Consider the following 20103-nt stretch of genomic DNA (forward strand, 5'->3'; position numbering starts at 1 on the left):
GGAAGATGGAAGTTAGAAGTTGGAAGATGGAAGATGGAAGTTGGAAGTTGGAAGTTTGGAGTTAGAAGATTGATCTCGAAAATAATCCTAAGAATTTGAAACAGCTTGCATGGGCAATTTGACCATAATGCTATTCCTCCCGGTATTCCAATAGATCCCCAGGTTGGCAATCCAATGCTTTACAGATGGCCTCCAGCGTTGAGAAACGAATGGCTTTGGCTTTGCCTGTTTTTAAAATAGACAAATTAGCCACCGTTACGCCTATGATCTCAGCCAATTCTTTGGATTGCATTTTCCTTCTGGCCAACATGACATCTACATTTACAACAATAGGCATGGCTTATACGGTTAACTCATTTTCTTCCATTAAATTTTGACCTTCCTTGAATACTTGCGTCAAAATAATGGCAGCAAATGCTAAGAATAGATAATTAAATTCTAATCTGATTCCTATCTTACCTGAACTTAAAGTAGGGATATGAATCAATAAAAGTATGATAGATAATCTGCTTAGATTACTAAATGCTTTTACATTATCTTTTGCAAAGGTTTTAATACTTTTGATATTAGCTACTATGTCTTTACCGTAACCAAGTATTTGAAACCAAATAATCAGTACTGACAGTTTCTGGATAATCACAATTATTGAAATCCAAAAATTATCCTCCGCTACGGTGTAAATGGTATGAGCTGATTCTGAATCTAAAAATGAAACTTGAAATGAAAGATCAGATAGCGTTAAAGAATCGTTAACAAAAGATCCAACAACCAAAACGACCAGAACTCCAGCAAGTAATGCAATAGCTACTCTTGCCACTTGCATTAAAGCTGTACTAATAGAAAGGATGATATTACTTTTCATAGCTTTAGGATTTTATAATCGTAAAACTATATAATATTATTGATAAACAATAATTATTTATCGTAAATATTCAAATCAATTTTAAATTCCACTTCTATATTTTCATTTACCTTCACCATTCCAAAGAATTTTTCTGGCGCTATCAGACCAAAATCTGTAATGCATAATTCCATGGTGGCATTAGAAATCAGTTTATCATTATTGAGGTTATTGTTGAGGTTGACCGTATAGAATTGCTTTTCACCGGTCATTTCAATCATAATATGAGCGGTCTTATTATGGGTAATTCTTTTGAGCTGAAAAATGATGAAGGGATAATCCTCATATTCTAAAAGATCATGCAAGTCATGAGTCATCTGTGAGTTAGGGCATTTGAAATTGAGTACTTTTAGGAATAGTGCTTCATGCTCAATTTCAATAACATTTCCCTTCTTAATAAGTGACAATTCAAATTCATTTTCAGGAAGTTTTGCATTGTAACTACAGTTAAAACTATTCACATTAGTGGTTCCATGAATTTCTACATAAGAATTGGAGGTATTGATTTTTACCAGCTTTTTATCTCCCTGCCCAAAGGCAGAAAAAAGCCCAGTAATTGAAATGAATAATATATGTAAAAAAAGAACCTTCATTTTTATGTTAAATAGATAGTAATTTAAATAAATGTAATAATTCTACTTAGTCAAGCTTAAAATAAAAAGGAAACTTGTCAGGTTTGTCCTTGATATTAATGATGAAGAACGCTTTCATTTCAGTTTTCTAATTTCTGGAAAACTGACAGGTTTGGGCTGAAGCATCAAATATATCATAATTGGACCAATAACTTTTCTAGAACAAATTTTGGAAAAATTAATTACTGCAATTAAAAAAAGCGATGAAGCATTGCTCCACCGCCTTTCCCTAAACAAGATGCTTCAAATTAGAAACTAATTGCAGCTTCAATCATCACACCCTTGAATTCTGCTCCTGCAAATCGTCCTGCCCACGCATCACCATTATACTGTTGATTTACATACTCTACTTTAGTAATGATGTTATCGGTTAAGAACCAACCACCACCGAAGTTCAATCGGCTAATGTTCATGTCCTCTGTTGCAGCTTCAGCCATTTTACCGTTTACGGTGTTGTAACGTCCACCAATGTAGTATCTGTCATTAGCACCAAATCTGTAAAGGGCTTCACCGGCAATTTGAGTCATGGCTCCGTCACCTTCATTCAACCCACTAGCTACTTCATAGATACCGAAGAATTCAAATCCTCCTGCCTTAATGAATGGGTTGATTTGTACAGCAGATATCTTAGTAAATCTTGCATTAAATCTTCCATCGAAATCACTACCCTGAGAAGGCACGCCAGCAGCATCGTTACCTACTGTATGCAATACTTGGTAATATCTAGAACCTCCACGGTCACCACCGTATAACCAAGTTCCAGTACTTGTTCCAGTATTTACATACCAACTACCAGTTAAACGGGCTCTGAAATCATCACTAATTTGCTTATCGAATCCTAATTTGGTATAGAAAGATGCTTTATTATCAGTTCCAGAAGTTACGCTTTGGTTTAATTTACCGTTTGTTACACCAACGACTGCCAATAATCCATTGTTTTGAACTGTTACTTCACCAAAAGCTTCAGTAGAAAATGCATCCATGATAAAGTTACCGACAAAAGGGTTGTAAATGGCTCTTGCATTATCAGTTCTTCTGAAGTGTGCATCACCATAATTAAACTCATCCAAACCTATGGTCACGGTAGTATATTTCATAATGCCTTCCATAAACCCTTCGCTTATGAAATCTAATTTATCTATTTGCATGTGTCCACCTTTTACCCATGCTTCAGCATGGTGGCGAGCAGAAAGATAGGTACGTAAGTGTAATCTTACTCCATCATACATTTGAACATCTAAATTGAAGTTTGCAGTGGGTAAGTTCATATTGCTATTTAACTCTTTCAATTCTAAACCTGAACCAGCTGCAGCATCATTACTTTGACTTAAGCCTTGAAATTGCATGGCAAAATCACCACCTACTCTTACTTTAACTCCTTCATACTCTACTGTATCAGCTTTTGAAGGTTCAAATACATTTAATCCTGGTTGCCCTACTGGTCTGAAAAACTGTAGGTTTCTACCGTCCTGTGCGAAAAGCACTTGCGCAAAGCCCATTAAGAGGGCTATCATTGTGAATCTAAAAAACGTTTTCATGATTTTCTTATTTAAATTGTTGTCTTTGATTTATTTATATTGTGCATTAAATTTTATGGTTACTTGATCGCCTGTTTTGATTGTTCCAAATACCGCAGTAGGTGGGTCAATTTCGAATACAGACATTTTGAAGGTGATATCTCCGCTGAATGCTATGCCATTACTTGCATCTGCTGTTACATTCATATTGACTATTTTACTCACTCCTCCAATAGTTAGTAAGCCTTTTGTACTCATAGTGGTCTTATTTCCATCCACTTTTACATTATCCATTGAGCGGAATTCATATTTGATAACCGGATGACTTTTAGCTTTCAAAGCTTCATAAGTGTTATCATCCATTGCAGATTTTCCACTTTTCAAACTTTTCACCGGCACATTAAAACTTAAGCTTTTAATACTTTGTAAAGCATCGCCTTTAATTTCCACATCTGCTTTTCCATCGAACTCCTCAGCTTCAATTGTCCAATCATGAACTGTTGAAGTTCCATCAATGCTTAGTTTAGTATTGCTTTCGTTTACCGTTAATTGCTGTGCGTGCACCAAGGGTGCAAAAAACAGCATCATTATGATCATTAAATTTCTCATAGCTTTTGACTTTTTAATTATGATATAAAGGTGGCAGGTAAATGTTAGGGAAACCATGACCTAGGTCATGGAAAAGTATGATTTAACGCCCTGAAGTCGTTTAAAGGCTGTTTTTGGGTTTAATTAACTCTAAATGCTTGCTTATGATTCAATTATCATTTTAAAAAAGTATTTAAAAAATAAAATTAATCCTTGGATTATTATATTTTTACCAAGCGTTGCTAGCAAACTACCATTAATCATTTCATATATGAGTCTTTTTTCAAAAGTTGTAGATTTCGGAATAAAGGATGATTTGTCTGATTCTATCAAAACCAAGATAAGGTTAGGTAATATTCTAAATCTAGCATTAATCATCATTATCAGCTTTTATGCCCTCATTTCTGGCTTAGTCATCCCTGAAGTATTGCCTTATTGCTTATATGGATTAATTGCCTATACAATTATATTAGGCACCTCTTATTTTGGTTTGAATATCCTCAGTAGGTTTTTAATGTCAATTATGCCAGCACTAGTTATAGGGATGTTGCATGCAGTTATTATGCAACAAGAGGATATGGTTTTTAAAGAAATTTATGCATTTCAAATTGTTGGGTCTTTAATCGCATTTAGTTTATTTGATTATAAAAGAGTTCAGTTATGGTTACCCGCTTTCATAATTGCCATATTACCGATCCTTTATATCTATGACTTGAATAACTACTTTGGAATTACTTTCGATAATTCCACTTTCCAACAAGCCTGGATTAGGATTACAGTCTTATTTGGAGCCTTTTTCCTCGGTGGCTTTTTATTTATCTTTTTGCAAAGGCTTAATCAAAAGGAATTCAATAAAGCCCAAGAATTAACCAATCAGTTTGCTGAAGAAAATAAAAGGGCTACAGAGAAGGAGAAAGAGTTAGGGGAGTCTTTGGAAAAATTGGAAAAAGCCCAGATAGAAGAAAAGAAAAGGGCTTGGGCAACGAAAGGTTTGGCAGAAATTGGTTCTATCTTAAGAGGAGAAGAGGATTTAAAAGTTTTGACTGATAAGATTATCACTTTCGTGGTAAAGTATTTGGAGGCCAATCAAGGCGCCTTGTTTCTATTGGAGAATGAAAGTGATGAAGATTTACAGCTTAATTTGAAATCTGCATACGCTTTTAACCGCAAAAAGCATTTGGACAGAAAAATGAAGCCTGGGGAAGGTTTGGTTGGCCAATGCTACTTGGAAAAAAATTATATCTATTTAACGGAAGTTCCTGAAAATTATATCACCATTACCAGCGGATTGGGCGATGCCAATCCCAGGGCAATTTTGATAACGCCTATGATTGTTAATGAGGAAGTTTATGGAATTTTCGAAATAGCCTCCTTCAAGACCTTCGAACAATATCAAATAGATTTCATGCTTGAAATGGGAGAAAACATTGCCATGCAACTCAATAGTTTGAAAAATAACGAAAAAACAAAACAGCTTTTAGTTGAAATGCAGGAACAATCGCAACAGCTACATTCTCAGGAGGAGGAAATGAGGCAAAATATGGAAGAATTACAGGCCACCCAAGAACAACAAGAGCGACTGGAAAGAGAGTTGCGTGCGGAATTAAATGAAGTTCAAAAAGACAAGGAAAGCTTAGAGCGCCAATTGGAACAAAAAGAGGAATTAATCAAAAAATTACAAAATGAATGATGAAACCACTCATCAGTAAAATAGTGCAATTATAAATCTATTTATTGCAGCTAATAATTATTGGAATACATTTGTAAAAAAATAATTATCAACGTGCATATACTTACCGCAAAGAACCTCAACAAAACATTTCATAAAAATGTAGCGCTCCATGATGTGGAACTGGAAATCCCAAAGCAATCAATATTTGGATTGTTGGGACCCAATGGAGCAGGAAAAAGTACTTTCATTAGAATCGTGAATCAAATAATCAATGCCGATTCAGGTCAGATTCAGATCAATGGAGAGAAGTTAGCCCCCAAGCACATCGGAACTATAGGTTACCTTCCTGAAGAAAGGGGCTTATACAAAAAGATGAAAGTAGGCGACCAGCTTCTGTATTTGGCACAATTAAAAGGCCTTTCCAAAAAAGAGGCCGTTCAAAAAATTAAAGCCTGGTTAGAAAGATTCGAAGCTTCCGATTGGTTGAACAAGAAAATAGAAGACCTTTCTAAAGGGATGCAACAAAAAGTGCAGTTCATCTCAACGGTAATGCATGAACCCGAATTGATTATTTTGGATGAGCCTTTTTCAGGTTTTGATCCCATCAATGCCAATTTGATAAAGGATGAAATATTGAGCCTCAGGGAAAAGGGTAGCACGATTATTTTCAGTACTCACCGCATGGAATCTGTTGAGGAAATGTGCGATTATATCGCACTAATCAATAAATCGGAAAAAATATTAGACGGGGAGAAATCCAAAATCAAGAATGATTTTAAATCCAATCAATACACTTTGGTGCACAGAGGCAATGGCATTTCCACCAATGACACTTTCAACCTGGAAAGTAAAGTTGAATTGGGCGATGGACTCAACCAATCAACATTAAAACTTGTATCCGGGACATCCTCTAACCAAGTATTGCAAGAATTGATCAATCAAAATGTGGACATAGTTTCTTTTCAAGAGGAAATTCCATCCATCAACGACATTTTTATCCAATTGGTAAAAGGAGACAAACAAAACATTCCAACATCATAACCTTAAAATAACCATCAGATGAGTAAGATAGGCTTAATAATTAAAAGGGAATTCGACAGCAGAGTAAAAAAGAAAAGCTTTCTATTGGCTACTATTTTAGTGCCTTTACTTTTTCCTGCAATTATAGGCGGAATGCTTTATTTCGCTATAGAAGAATCCAAAAATGCGGAACAACAAAAAGTTTATGTGTTGGATGAAGCAGGAACCTTCAATTTCGAGAATGATCAAAAATATGCTTTTGAAGAATTAAATATAAACTTAGAGGAAGCCAAAACTATATTTACGGAAAGTGAGGCTTATGCACTTCTATACTTGCCAAAAATTGAACTTTCTAATCCTCAAGGCATTACCATGTATGCCAAAAAGAACCCAAGCTTACAAGCCAGTTCATATTTTGAAAATCAAATAGAATCTCAAATTCGAGATCAAAAATTAAAAGCAAGTGGTATAAATGAAGCAGAACTAGAAAGCCTTAAAACAAATATAAGCTTAAGTACTATCAATGTATCCGATTCTGGAGAGGAAAAAGCAAGTAGTGCAGGTGTAGCTTACGGCATAGCGTATGCATTTAGTTTCCTGGTTTACATGTTTGTATTGATTTATGGAAGTCAAATTATGCAAGGAGTTATTGAAGAGAAATCCAGTAAAATAGTAGAAATTATTGTCTCTTCAGTTAAGCCATTCCAGCTTATGATAGGGAAAGTAGTTGGAGTAGCCTCGGTCGGTTTATTGCAGTTTGTCATTTGGGTAGTATTGATTTTTGTGCTTTCATCCGCTGTTTTCAGCATGTTTGATTTAAACCCAGCCGATATGCAGTCTGCCCAACAAAGCATGTCAGGCATAAATGGCAATAGTGAAACACAAGAAATGATGGAGAATTCTAAGGTAGGCGAGATCCTTAATATCGTTTATGATATTCCTTATGCTTATTATATATCTGTTTTTGCCTTTTTCTTTATTAGTGGCTATTTATTGTATGGTGCTCTATTCGCTGCTGTTGGATCAGCTGTTGATAATATCTCCGATGCTCAACAATTTACCATGCCGATCACCATGCCTATGATCATCGGATTTTTAGGAACATTCATGTTTGTGATGCCTGAACCTGATGGTAATGTGAGTTTCTGGCTTTCTATCATTCCATTTACAGCTCCAGTTGCCATGATGGCTCGTGTTGCTTTTGGCGTTCCTGCTTGGGAGCTTGCTTTAAGTATGGGACTGATGGTGCTAGGCTTTATTTTCACAATTTGGATGGCGGGCAGAATTTACAGAATTGGAATTTTAATGCATGGCACCAAAGTGAATTATAAAACTTTATTGAAATGGGTAAAAACCAATAGTTAACTTTGATATAACGTAATCTTCCAAGGTCAAATCTTGGAAGATTATTATTGGCTTTCCGTAAAGTAAATTAATTCCTATTTAAAGCTTTGCTTGTTAATTTTTAGCTACCGTCAAGCAAAACATCCAAAAAGACTATTGATTGGAATCATCCAAATTTTAATTACATACTTGGTGGTATGATGCTTTTGGTCAGTTTACTTCATTTAATCCGAGATGATGCTTTGAAGACTTTTAGCAAAGATTTAAAATTAACTTAGCTTAAAATGCTGAATCACTATTCCATTATCTTCTCAAAAGTAAAAGCAACAGTATTTAATTCACCATCTGAATCTTTTTGATGAAGTTCTATTACTAACTCTTGGTTGCTAATAGACTTTACTTGCATGAAACATCCGTCTTCTCGGTAAAAATATCCATCCTTATTAGAACCTACAAGTTCAAAATTTGAAATATTGGGCCAATATTGATCACCGCCTCCTCCCGTTCTGGAAATTAGATTTTCTGATATGAGAAGGGAAAATTGCAAACTTAACAACTCTTCCTTTATTTTATTAAAAGCCTTGGTGCAAATCCATTTTCCTTGGATTTCCTCCATTATATTATGATAATTCACTTCCATCTTAATCGATTTCATTCTTTATTAAATACCTTCTTGACTGAAACCCAAAGTGATCCATTTTTCTTTTTGTAGAAAAAGTATTTTGACTACCTAATATCTGATAGGAGGTATCAGAAGATATTGATAGTTCTGTAGAAAGCTTAAAAGTAGGCATACCAATATTGCCTGGTGAGTTCATGGGAACCCACCACAAGGCAATAATTGATATAACTAAGAAAAACTTCATCCCCTAAGTTTTTTATCAAATTTCGATGGTTATCCTTAGATTGGCAATACCCAAAAATGGGTATTTATTTGGAAAAGTAATTTTAAATCAAATGAAGGGCGATTACTCCGTATAAAAAACTCTTTTTACCCTTTCACTTATATTGGTTAGGATTTCGTAGGGTATGGTGCCAATAGATTCTGCCATATCGGAAATATGGGGATTCTCACCAAATACAATCACTTCATCTCCAGCCCGACACTCAATATTGGTGACATCCACCATGGTCATGTCCATGCAAACATTGCCAATAACTGGAGCCAATTTTCCGTTGATCATGACTTTTCCAACCCCTTTACTGAATTTTCTATTGAAGCCATCAGCATAACCTATGGAAATAGTGGCCGTTTTCATTTCCTCATGAGCAATACCCATTCTGGAATAACCTATGGTCTCGCCTTTTTTAATGTTTTTTACCTGTGAAATGACTGTTTTCAATGTTGAGACCGATTTCAACTGTCCGCTGTGTAGGCCTGTTGGGTCAACTCCATATAAACCAATGCCAAGCCTGACCATATCAAATTGGTAATCAGGAAATCGGCTTATGCCTGGGCTGTTTAATAAATGTAATATCGGTTTATAGCCTATTGCATCAATTATTTCATCCGCTGATTTTTTAAAGGACATGGCTTGCTGAGCTGAAAACCCATTATGCAAAGCCTCATCAGAACCCGCCAAATGACTGAATACAGAGGTTACTTTCAACTGTGGATTTTGCTTCAATAATGACTTCAAATGATCAATTTCATAGGTTTCAAAACCCAATCTATGCATCCCTGTATCCAATTTTAAATGGATTTTGAATTGCTTTTTCTGATTACGGGTATAGCTTGCGTAATCTTTAAAAACCTCTTGGCTGTAGAGTTCTGGTTCTAAATCGTATTGATGCAAAAGTTCAAATGACCTTGGATCTGGGTTCATCACCATAATGGGTAATTTAATTCCGTGCTGACGTAGAACCACTCCTTCATCAGCATAGGCAACCGCCAAATAATCTACATTTTGAAATTCTAGCCAATTGGCAATTTCATGGCTGCTACTGCCATAAGCAAAGGCTTTTACCATCACCATGGTTTTTACATTAGGCTTTAACCTGGCTCGGTAATGATTTAAATTATGGGTTATTTTATTGAGGTCAATCTCCAATACGGTTCCATGGATTTTTTGCTCCAATCGCTGGACAATTGACTCAAATCCAAATTTTCTTGCTCCCTTAATGAGAATTACTGCCTCTTGAAATGGATGGTCTTTTTCATACTCTAAAAATGAGGCGGTATCCTTAAAAAAAATAAGCTCCCCATCGTAATGATTTTCAAGCAAGGTGATGTCATTACCGATCCCGATTATCAAGCTCAGATTTTCAGAGGCCATTCTTTCTGCAAGTTGTTTATACAATACTTCGGAGCTAAGGCCTGTTTCCAATAAATCCGATAAAATGAGGATTCTCTTTTTATATTGCTTTTGCTGTACGAAAAACTGAAGTGCAGTATCAAGGCCTACTAAATCATTATTATAGGAATCATCCACTAAATAGGTGTTATTCTTCCCTTTCTTTGTTTCAAGCCTCATATTGAGCGGCCTAATATCATTTAGTGTATTTTGGATGATTTTGATTGGCAGGCCTTCATGCAGTAAGAGTAATAAACAATGAGTAATATTTTCCAGTGAGGCGTAATCTTGAAAAGGCACATAAAAAATATGAAACTGATCATCAAAAGGAATCCGAATAGCAGTTCCATTTCCGCGCTCCTCTGTTTCCACAAAATAGTTGGAAGTATTGTCCTCAAAAGACCAGCCTATAAATTCCTTTTCTTCAAGTTTTGGCAGATTGTGAAGCGCATTGGAAATCTCAGGGAAGTCCTTACAAAAGATGATAGTGGTCGCATCTTTAAATAACAGTGCTTTTTGATGGGCTTTTTCCTCCAAACTCGGGAAACCTTCATCATGGGCCGTGCCCAAGTTGGTATAAATCCCTAATTCAGGTTTGATAATGGCCTCCAATTTTTCCATTTCACCCATCTTGGAAATACCTGCTTCAATGATGGCATAATCTTGATAATTATTCAAATGCCATAATGATAAAGGCACCCCCACCTGAGAATTATAACTTCTTGGACTTCTGTAAACCGCATAAACGGATTCAATTAATTTCCCCAGCCATTCTTTTACAATTGTTTTTCCGTTACTTCCCGTGATGCTAATTAACTTCCCTTTAAAGCCCTTTCTTTTATGACCTGCCAATGCCTGCAAAGCCTCCACGCTATTATATGCTTTAAAAAAATTGGCCTTTGGATAGTTTTGAAGACTAATGTCTTGGTCAATAATAAAGTTTTGTATTCCTTTATTATAGAGCTCATCTATAAAATGATGACCATTATGGCGCTCTCCATTTATGGCAATAAATAAGTTTTTAGGATTTGTGACGATATTTCTACTATCAATGTAAATATTCTCAATAGCATTATCTTTTTGGAGCTGATGAAGATCTCCATTGAGAATAGTGGGTAGAAAAGAAAAGTTAATTTTCAAATTATGATATAAAATGAATGGTTCACAATAAATATTAAAAAAGCTTGCCCAAAAGTTAAATGCAATACTAATTGCAAAATTTCCAATTACTATAAATGGAACTAACTTTTAAACAAGCTTTGAATTATTTATTCTCCAGCATTTTCCGGTTTAGCGGAAAGATTTTCTAAAACCTCTTTTAACGGCACTCTTACACCCTCTTTATAAGGTACGATCCAAGCTTCTTTAACGCCCATTTTTCGTAATGTCTTTTTGAATCTGTCGGCTTCCCAATAATCCCTAAATCGACCCAAAGTAATTCTCTGCAAACCTTCTTCGGTTTCTTCTCCACTGAAATTAGGATTATTTTTGAAATATTCTGACATATCGATATTTTCAAAAGCCCCAACTTGCACTTTAAACCAAGTGCCACTTTCATCTAATGCATTTGGCTCACTATTCTGAGCCTCTTTTGCTTTTCTAGCCATTTCATTAGCTCTTTGCCTTTGGGCTTCAGCCATTGCTTTGGCTTCCTGAGCTTCTTGTCTAGCGGTTGCAATTTCAGCATTCTTAGTGCTCAACTGCCCTTTTAAATTCTCCACTTCCGCAGTCAAGCTGGCCACTGAACTCTTCAAACTTTCATTTTCTTCCACCATAGCTTTCATTTGCTCAGGGTTTCGCTTAAGCTCTTTGGCCATCTTCTTCATTTCCTTTTTTTCTTTCCTGCTCATTTGTGCGGAAACGGAAAATGCCATGCAAAAAATCATCAGTATGGCAATTAAACTTATCTTGCTTTTCATATCATCAATTCGGTTAATTCAATTTTGTACAACTAAAGTAAGTAAATAACTATTATAAAGACAAATAATACTATTTATTGTTTTTTCAAACTGCCAATCATATCTTCTGGTTTCACCCATTCGTCAAACTCCTCAGCAGTCAAAAAACCTAGATTAACAGCCTCATCTTTAAGCCTAGTGCCATTTTCATGTGCAGTTTTCGCTATCTTGGCCGCTTTCTCATAACCGATTTTTGTGTTTAATGCCGTTACCAACATCAAGGAATTATCTAAATGTTCTTTTATTCTCTCGTAATTAGGCTCGATTCCAACAGCACAGTTATCATTAAATGATACACAAGCATCTCCTATTAACCTTGCTGATTGAAGAAAGTTAGCCGCCATCACTGGTTTGAAAACGTTCAACTCATAATGCCCTTGTGTTCCACCTACTGTAATGGCCACATCATTTCCCATTACTTGAGCACAAACCATGGTTAAGGCTTCCGCTTGAGTAGGATTAACCTTGCCCGGCATAATTGAAGAACCTGGTTCGTTAGCTGGAATAATGATTTCTCCGATTCCGGACCTTGGTCCAGAAGCCAATAATCTAATATCGTTCCCAATTTTATTTAAAGATACGGCTATCTGCTTTAGTGCACCGTGAGATTCCACTATTGCATCATGAGCCGCTAATGCCTCAAATTTATTTTCTGCAGTTCTAAATGGTAATCCAGAAAATTCAGCAATTTTTTTAGCCACCAATTCAGCATATCCATCAGGGGTGTTAATGCCAGTTCCAACAGCAGTTCCACCTAAGGCTATTTCTGAAAGGTGATCTAAGGTGTTTCTCAAAGCTTTCAAGCCATGATCTAATTGTGAAACATATCCTGAAAATTCTTGGCCAATGGTTAGAGGAGTCGCATCCATTAAATGCGTTCTTCCAATTTTCACCACTTTTTCGAAAGCTTTGGATTTTTCCTTTAAAGTATCACGTAATTTCTCAATTCCAGGAATGGTCGTTTCGATCACCATTTTATAGCAAGCAATATGCATTCCTGTAGGGAAAGTATCGTTTGATGATTGGGATTTATTTACGTCATCATTAGGATGTACCAATTTTTCATCATCATAAGTTTTACCAGCCAAGATTTGTGCCCTGTTCGATACAACTTCATTTACATTCATATTGGATTGAGTACCGGAACCAGTCTGCCAAACAACCAATGGAAATTGATCATTATGTTGATTGTCTAAAATCTCATCACAAACTTTGGAGATTAAATCTCTCTTTTCTTGGCTTAAAACACCTAACTCATGGTTGGTATGTGCGGCAGCTTTCTTAAGGTAAGCAAATCCATGGACAATTTCCAAAGGCATACTGGCTTCAGCACCTATTTTAAAATTGTTTCTACTTCTTTCAGTTTGGGCTCCCCAATACTTATCAGCGGGCACTTTCACATCGCCCATTGTGTCTTTTTCAATCCTATATTCCATTTCCAAATGTATTTTTCGATTAATAGCGTAAAATTACAACTAATCAAATGAATTGCTATGATAAACTGCTAAAATCAACACACTAACAAATTATAATAATCAAATAGAATATTAAATAATTCATAATTTTTTAGCAAATGATAGAAAATTCCAATATTTTTGCACCACATCAAATTAAAGGCTTTAATGAACAACCTATACAGAAGGCTGATGATAAGTTTACTTATGATATTTGTCTGCGTATTATCAGTGAGCTATTGTCATCAATTAAAAGAAGGTGGAAAAAAGGTAATGTCATCTTTACAGGACATTTCTAAGGTATCCACAAGCTATGCGGTTTTCCCGTAAAATGATCACATCACTATTTCCTATAATTTAAAGGTAAATCTTTAACTTCTTATACCATTTCCTGTGTAAAATATTTGTATCTGGATCATAGTAGATTCAGTAGTTTATTGACATTCACTTTATCAATCATCCCAGCAATTTATGGACTTTTCCATTTGGAAACAGTAAAAAATTTGAAATTTGCTCCGGATTTACGAATTACCTACAGGAACAAATCATTTCAAACACCAGTTTAAAGGCACATTTTTACAATTATTTATAAATAATCTAATTAAAATCAGTTTTTTATTTGTAAGCAATCTAAATAAAATTAATTTTGCGTCATCATTAGAATCAATCTAAATACAAATATTAAATTTGCAAAAAATGAACAAGTTGAGATTATTAGGATTAGCGCTTTTGGCAGTATTTGCCTTTACTGCCTGTGACGATGAAAACACAGAAGGAGAAAATGATGGTAATTATGAAATCCCATCTACTTATGATTTTGAAAATGTAAGCTATACAGGACAAATCCAAAGATTGGATATGTTGGATGAATTGACTGTTTATATGAAAACAGCTAACAATGGCGAAGTTTTAGATGCTCAAGTAATGTTGGATATGTATGCCAATGAAAATAATGCATTTGATAATGCAGAATTAAATGAAGCGGATACCAAAGAATTGGAAAACAAAACAGTTGAAGCTGACATTGACATGTTCAAAGGATTTATTAGAGAGTTTGCTGCAGCAACAGTTGAAGCAGATGGTGGTGTTGGAAGCAATGGTACTCCTGGAGTAGTAACTTCTCCAAATGATGCCTCTAAAAAATATTTCTTCGATGCCAATGGATTTGAGCACATTCAATTAATCGAAAAAGGACTAATGGGTTCTTGTTTTTACTTCCAAGGAACCTCTATCTATTTAGGATCTGGTAAAATGGATGTGGATAATGATGAAATAGAAGAAGGAAAAGGAACCGCAATGGAGCACCACTGGGATGAAGCTTTTGGTTATTTAGGTGTTGCCACTGATTTCCCTGCCAATACTGATGGAGCAAGATTCTGGGGTAAGTATTCAAATGGAAGAGATGCTTTATTAGGAACAAATGAAGCCATTATGAATGCTTTCATTACAGGTAGAGCTGCTATTTCCAATAAAGATTTAGATACTAGAGATGAACAAATTGAAATCATTAGAAATGAGTGGGAAAAAGTATCTGCCGGAACAGCTGTTCATTACTTAAACGAAGCTAACGCAGCTTTTGCAGATGATGCGGTAAGAAACCATACTTTATCTGAGGCATGGGCTTTCATTCATGCTTTAAAATATAATCCGAACAAAAAATTAAGCAATGCCGAAGTTACTGCAGTCTTAGACGAGTTAGGAGACAATTTCTATGAAATCACAACTGATAACATCAATGCCGCAAAAGCAATTTTAGTAGAAGCTTACGGATTTGAAGATGTTCAAAATGAATTATAATATATAATGGTAAATTTAAGATTTTCTTTCTTCATATTAGTAGTATCTATTTTTTTCACTGCCTGTGATAATGAATCAGGCAGTGAAAAAGTAGATTTTGACAGAGAGGCATTTCTGATCAATATGGCTGATAATGTTATCGAGCCTTCTATCGAAAATTTTGCCTCAGAAGCTGAGGGGCTTTCAGTTGCTACTAACTCCTTTAATGAAAATATTTCAATTGAAAGTTTAGAGGTTTTGAGAGCTGAATTGAAAGAAGCTTGGTTAAGCTATCAACACTTGGCTTTTGTGCATGTTGGGCCCGTTTCAAGTGTCAATTTAAGGGATAGGGTCAATATTTTTCCTCCCAAAACTGATGTGATAGAAGAAAATATAAATTCACAAAGCTATGTTTTGGGTGCTGCTTCAAATGTGGCGGCCAAAGGATTTCCAGCATTGGATTACTTATTATTTGGAACAGGAAATGATGAAGAGGAAATCATAGCATATTTTGGAGACCCTAATTTAGGAGAAAACCGCATACAATATCTATCAGATGTAGTTGAAGATATACAAACAACATCTAACCTAATCTTAGAAGGCTGGCCTGATTACAGATCAACTTTCATTGGAAATACAGGCACTGATGTTGGAAGTGGTACTAGTCTTTTGGTCAATGAGTATAATTTCCAGTTTGACATCAGAATCAAAAATGCTAAAATCGGTTTTCCATCTGGGGGAAATCCTAGAACTGGTGGAGTGCTATCACCTGAAAATGTAGAAGGATATTATTCTCGTTGGTCTGGTGATTTAGCAGAAAAAGCTGTTCAATCTTCTATTCAAGTATTTAAGGGCGAAAATTTTAATTCGGGTGAAGATGGTCTCGGTTTGGATGATTATTTATTGGCCTTGGACGCAAAAACTCGTGATGATTTAGACTTAAGCACTGCTATTATAGACCAAAAACTATTGGCATTAGAAGAAATGGAGAAAATTACACAGCCTTATAGCGAAGTAGCCTCCACAGAAGGAAGTCAATTGGTTAATGTTTATAATGCACTACAAGGAGTCATCCCATTAATAAAAGTGGATATGACATCAGCCATGTCTGTTTCTATCACCTTCCAAGATAATGACGGTGACTAGTGGCTTATCCACATATCGACCCCATCAAGCAAAACACATTGCACCATTAGCTACCTTTCGGGTAGCTTTTGGTGTTATGATGCTAGCCTCCATTATTCGCTTTTGGGCTAATGGTTGGATAGCTAAACAATACATTGAACCCGAATTTTATTTCCCCTATTTAGGATTTGAATGGATCAAAACATGGGGAGATCCTGGCATGTACATCCTTTTTGCCATTATGGGTATTGCCGCAATTGGAATTGCCCTAGGAGCATTTTACAGATGGAGTGCTACGCTCTTTTTTCTAAGCTTTACTTATGTAGAGCTTATAGATAAAACCAATTACCTCAATCATTATTATTTCGTAAGCATAATTGCCTTTTTACTGATTTTAGTTCCAGCTAATAAAGCTTACTCTTTTGATGCCTGGCGCAGAAAAAAACAAGAGTTTTATGTTCCTGCTTGGAGCATTCATATTATCATACTGCAACTAAGTTTGGTGTATTTTTTTGCCGGCTTGGCCAAACTCCAGCCTGACTGGTTATTGGAAGCTTTACCTTTAAAAATATGGCTCCCCTCAAGAGCCGATACGCCTATCATTGGACCCTTATTAGATTATAAAGTAACCGCCTACCTTTTCAGTTGGTTTGGTGCTTTTTATGATTTAAGCATTCCTTTTTTCCTATTGTGGAGAAAAACAAGGTTTTTTGCCTATCTCACCGTCATTGCTTTTCATTTTATGACTGCTGCACTATTTCAGATCGGAATGTTCCCCTACATTATGGTGGTCAGTACTTTAATATTTTTCTCAGAAGATTTTCATAAAAAAATATGGGGTAAACTTTCCCCTACTAAAGAAAAAACAATTTCGACAGCACCGAGCATGAATAATTCTGCTGTGTTAAAATATTTCCTAATAATTTATTTCAGCTTACAAATTCTATTGCCTTTCAGGTATGCACTATATCCGGGCAAGCTTTTTTGGACTGAACAAGGCTATCGGTTTTCGTGGCGAGTAATGTTGATGGAAAAAGTGGGTTATACGCAATTCACTGTTAACCTTCCTGAAAAGAAAAAAGCATTTGAAGTATTACCGAGCCAATATTTAACCCCGGTACAGGAAAAAATGATGAATACCCAACCTGATATGATATTGCAATTTGCCCATTTTTTAAGGGATCAATATCAAGCTGAATATAATGCAGAGGTGGAGGTATTTGTGGAAAGTTATGCGACCATAAACGGCAAAGGTAGCCGGCCTTTCATTAATCCTGAAGTTAATTTAGCCACCATTAAAAATAGTTATCAACATAAAAATTGGGTACTGCCTTACAATCAATGAGAAAACTTAGCGTCCATATTGTTTTATTCTTGATGATTGCATTTACTAATGCATTACATGCGCAAGGTATTAAAGGTGTGGTGAAAGATTCCGAAAGCGAAAAAGGAATTGAACTGGCAGAAATTTTTGTATTAGACAGTAAATACAAAGCCGTTACCGATGCTAAAGGTAACTATAAATTAGATTTGCCTAAGGGGGACTATAAAATTGCGGCCTTTTACTTAGGGAGACAAAGTGAAATCAAAGAAATTGAAGTAAACGAAAGTTGGGAAAACATCAATTTTACGCTAACTCCTTTATTGAAAACTTTAGAAGAAGTTAAAACCATTGGTAAAAAATCTGAGGTATTCAATATAACCAGGCTTAATCCAGTAGAAGGTACACTGATTTATGAAGCAAAGAAAAATGAGGTGATTTCAATTGATCAAATCAATGGTAATTTGGCCACCAATAATGCTCGTCAAGTATTTGCCAAAGTACCTGGATTAAATATTTGGGAAAGTGATGGGGGTGGACTTCAATTAGGAATAGGTGGTAGAGGTCTTAATCCAAACAGAACTTCTAATTTCAATACCAGACAAAATGGATATGATATCTCAGCTGATCCATTAGGCTATCCTGAAAGCTATTATACTCCACCAGTTGAAGCCCTATCCAAAATTGAAGTGGTAAGAGGAGCGGCTTCTCTTCAATATGGTTCTCAGTTTGGTGGAATGATTAACTTTTTGTTCAAAAAAGCCCCTGAAGAAACGCCAATTCAATTTCATACCAGAAACACTGCCGGATCTTTTGGTTTGTTCAGTTCTTATAATAGTCTATCGGGCAATACCGAAAAAATGGACTATTTTGTTTTCTATCAAAGAAAGCAAGGGGATGGATTTCGAGATAATGAATCATTTGAATCCAATACCTTATTTGCTGATGTCAACTTTGATATTGGGGATAAATTATATCTCTGCTTTGAATTCACGCACATGGACTACTTAGCTCAACAAGCCGGTGGATTGACAGATAACCTTTTTGAGCAAGATCCAAGGCAATCGGTAAGAGAGCGAAACTGGTTCGGTATTGAATGGAATATTCCCGCTATCATTCTGGACTACAGAATCAATGATAGAACAAAGCTCAACTGGAAAACCTTTGGTTTAGTTGGCTCTAGAAAAGCATTGGGTAATCTAGAAAGAGTAACACAAGCAGATTTCCCTGAAGAAGAACGTAATCTTCTTTGGGATGATTATGAAAACTTTGGTTCTGAACTAAGATTTTTGCACCGCTATGATTTTATGGGGCAAATCCAAGCGCTTGCTGTGGGTGCTAGGTATTTTAGAGGCAATACTCAGCAACGGCAAGGCCTGGGCCCGGCAGGCTATGAGGCCGATTTTCAATACAACAACCCTAACAACTTAGAAGATTTATCATTCCGTTACCCATCAGAAAACATTGCGCTTTTTGCTGAAAACATTATCAACCTTAATAGCAGACTTAGCATTACACCTGGCTTAAGGTGGGAATATATCAGCACCAACAGCACAGGGTATTATCGAAATATGGTGGAAAATCTGGCAGGTGATGTTATTTTTGATACTACTATTTATGAATCTAAAAATTTAGATCGTTCTTTTATGCTGGGCGGTCTGGGCATAAGCTATAAAACAAATGCAGATTTGGAAGTATATGGCAATATTTCCATGAATTATAGAGGAATAAACTTTAATGACCTAAGAGTCAATAACACTAATATTTTGGTAGATCCAAATTTGAAAGATGAAAGTGGTTACAATGCTGATTTAGGTTTCAGAGGTAATTATAGCGACTTTTTAAATTTTGATTGGAGTTTATTTTATTTGGCCTATAATGACCGATTAGGAGCTTTGTTGCGCTATGATGATGCTATTGATGGATTCCCTAGAATATACCGATACAGAACTAATGTGGGCAATGCAGCCATTGCGGGGGTTGAATCTTACACTGAAATGAACTGGAGCAGATTTTTGAACCCTCAACCCATTCATGAGTTCTCGACTTTTTTAAATGCCGCTTTCATTAGAGGAAAGTATGCAGAAGATAATATGGAAAGCTCTATTGCCGGGAATAAAGTGGAATTAGTTCCAGATTTGAATATTAAAACTGGTATTAATTACAGTTGGAAAAACTTCTCTTCCACATTACAATTCACTTATTTGAGTGAGCAATATACAGAAGCCACCAATGCTAAAAGAACCGCAACTGGTGTGGACGGTATTATCCCTTCATTTCATGTTTTGGATTTGAGCGCTAAATACAAATACAAATTTGCTCAACTTGAAGCAGGAATCAACAACTTAACTAATAATTACTACTTCACAAGAAGGGCTGTAGGCTATCCAGGCCCGGGCATCATCCCTTCAGCTGGCAGGAATTTTTATGTGACTTTAGATTTAAAATTTTAAATTTCTAGCTAATGCAGTCCTCACGCTGTCGCCAGCGTCTCGCTGGTG

The 20103-nt window shown here is 35.8% G+C and carries 17 protein-coding genes; 7 read left to right on the forward strand and 10 right to left on the reverse strand.

Features of this window, described 5'->3' with window-relative positions; genetic code table 11:
- Positions 1 to 130 precede the first annotated feature (130 nt).
- From ACFE0M_RS05350 to ACFE0M_RS05370, 5 genes are all read right to left on the reverse strand, one after another.
- Positions 131 to 337 (reverse strand): helix-turn-helix domain-containing protein, encoded by a 207-nt coding sequence (locus tag ACFE0M_RS05350; protein WP_303271422.1) that lies wholly within the window; start codon positions 335 to 337, stop codon positions 131 to 133.
- A 3-nt stretch (positions 338 to 340) separates the two neighbouring features.
- Positions 341 to 862, reverse strand: coding sequence for a hypothetical protein (locus ACFE0M_RS05355; protein WP_434544717.1), 522 nt, complete (start codon positions 860 to 862; stop codon positions 341 to 343).
- A 53-nt stretch (positions 863 to 915) separates the two neighbouring features.
- On the reverse strand, positions 916 to 1494 hold the full coding sequence (locus ACFE0M_RS05360) for a YceI family protein (RefSeq protein WP_434544718.1): 579 nt from the start codon (positions 1492 to 1494) through the stop codon (positions 916 to 918).
- Between the two features lie 287 nt (positions 1495 to 1781).
- Entirely contained in the window at positions 1782 to 3071 is a 1290-nt protein-coding gene (locus ACFE0M_RS05365) for a hypothetical protein (RefSeq protein WP_434544719.1), read from the reverse strand.
- A gap of 30 nt (positions 3072 to 3101) precedes the next feature.
- Complete coding sequence (locus ACFE0M_RS05370; RefSeq protein WP_434544720.1) at positions 3102 to 3659, reverse strand: YceI family protein; 558 nt, start codon at positions 3657 to 3659, stop codon at positions 3102 to 3104.
- A gap of 250 nt (positions 3660 to 3909) precedes the next feature.
- On the opposite strand from ACFE0M_RS05370, the gene ACFE0M_RS05375 reads away from it, so the two are divergent.
- From ACFE0M_RS05375 to ACFE0M_RS05385, 3 genes are all read left to right on the forward strand, one after another.
- Entirely contained in the window at positions 3910 to 5328 is a 1419-nt protein-coding gene (locus ACFE0M_RS05375) for a GAF domain-containing protein (RefSeq protein ID WP_434544721.1), read from the forward strand.
- Between the two features lie 93 nt (positions 5329 to 5421).
- Complete coding sequence (locus ACFE0M_RS05380) at positions 5422 to 6351, forward strand: ABC transporter ATP-binding protein (RefSeq protein ID WP_434544722.1); 930 nt, start codon at positions 5422 to 5424, stop codon at positions 6349 to 6351.
- An 18-nt stretch (positions 6352 to 6369) separates the two neighbouring features.
- Entirely contained in the window at positions 6370 to 7695 is a 1326-nt protein-coding gene (locus tag ACFE0M_RS05385; RefSeq protein WP_434544723.1) for an ABC transporter permease, read from the forward strand.
- Between the two features lie 274 nt (positions 7696 to 7969).
- Here ACFE0M_RS05385 and ACFE0M_RS05390 read toward each other — a convergent pair whose 3' ends face one another.
- From ACFE0M_RS05390 to fumC, 5 genes are all read right to left on the reverse strand, one after another.
- Positions 7970 to 8329: a hypothetical protein gene (locus ACFE0M_RS05390; protein ID WP_434544724.1), complete on the reverse strand. Its 360-nt coding sequence runs from the start codon at positions 8327 to 8329 to the stop codon at positions 7970 to 7972.
- On the reverse strand, positions 8316 to 8540 hold the full coding sequence (locus tag ACFE0M_RS05395) for a hypothetical protein (RefSeq protein WP_434544725.1): 225 nt from the start codon (positions 8538 to 8540) through the stop codon (positions 8316 to 8318). Before ACFE0M_RS05395 ends, ACFE0M_RS05390 begins: the two co-directional genes overlap by 14 nt.
- 102 nt (positions 8541 to 8642) lie before the next feature.
- Complete coding sequence (locus ACFE0M_RS05400) at positions 8643 to 11108, reverse strand: bifunctional UDP-N-acetylmuramoyl-tripeptide:D-alanyl-D-alanine ligase/alanine racemase (RefSeq protein WP_434544726.1); 2466 nt, start codon at positions 11106 to 11108, stop codon at positions 8643 to 8645.
- A 128-nt stretch (positions 11109 to 11236) separates the two neighbouring features.
- Positions 11237 to 11887, reverse strand: coding sequence for an SPOR domain-containing protein (locus ACFE0M_RS05405; RefSeq protein WP_434544727.1), 651 nt, complete (start codon positions 11885 to 11887; stop codon positions 11237 to 11239).
- 74 nt (positions 11888 to 11961) lie between these two features.
- Positions 11962 to 13362 carry a class II fumarate hydratase gene (gene fumC / locus ACFE0M_RS05410; RefSeq protein ID WP_434544728.1) on the reverse strand — a complete coding sequence of 467 codons (1401 nt, stop codon included), beginning with the start codon at positions 13360 to 13362 and terminating at the stop codon, positions 11962 to 11964.
- A 714-nt stretch (positions 13363 to 14076) separates the two neighbouring features.
- Between fumC and ACFE0M_RS05415 the strand changes: the two genes are divergently transcribed.
- The 4 genes from ACFE0M_RS05415 to ACFE0M_RS05430 are packed head-to-tail and all read left to right on the forward strand — an operon-like array spanning position 14077 to position 20055.
- Positions 14077 to 15177: a DUF4856 domain-containing protein gene (locus ACFE0M_RS05415; RefSeq protein WP_434544729.1), complete on the forward strand. Its 1101-nt coding sequence runs from the start codon at positions 14077 to 14079 to the stop codon at positions 15175 to 15177.
- Positions 15178 to 15183: 6 nt separating this feature from the next.
- Positions 15184 to 16302 carry an imelysin family protein gene (locus tag ACFE0M_RS05420; RefSeq protein WP_434544730.1) on the forward strand — a complete coding sequence of 373 codons (1119 nt, stop codon included), beginning with the start codon at positions 15184 to 15186 and terminating at the stop codon, positions 16300 to 16302.
- Positions 16289 to 17626, forward strand: a complete 1338-nt coding sequence (locus ACFE0M_RS05425; protein ID WP_434544731.1) for an HTTM domain-containing protein — start codon at positions 16289 to 16291, stop codon at positions 17624 to 17626. The genes ACFE0M_RS05420 and ACFE0M_RS05425 overlap by 14 nt, the downstream gene beginning before the upstream one ends.
- The gene (locus ACFE0M_RS05430; protein WP_434544732.1) at positions 17623 to 20055 is read left to right on the forward strand and encodes a TonB-dependent receptor domain-containing protein; all 2433 of its coding nucleotides are present in this window, start codon (positions 17623 to 17625) and stop codon (positions 20053 to 20055) included. The genes ACFE0M_RS05425 and ACFE0M_RS05430 overlap by 4 nt, the downstream gene beginning before the upstream one ends.
- Positions 20056 to 20103 lie beyond the last annotated feature (48 nt).

It is taken from the genome of Marivirga sp. (assembly GCF_051117495.1).
Taxonomy (GTDB): Bacteria; Bacteroidota; Bacteroidia; order Cytophagales; family Cyclobacteriaceae; genus Marivirga.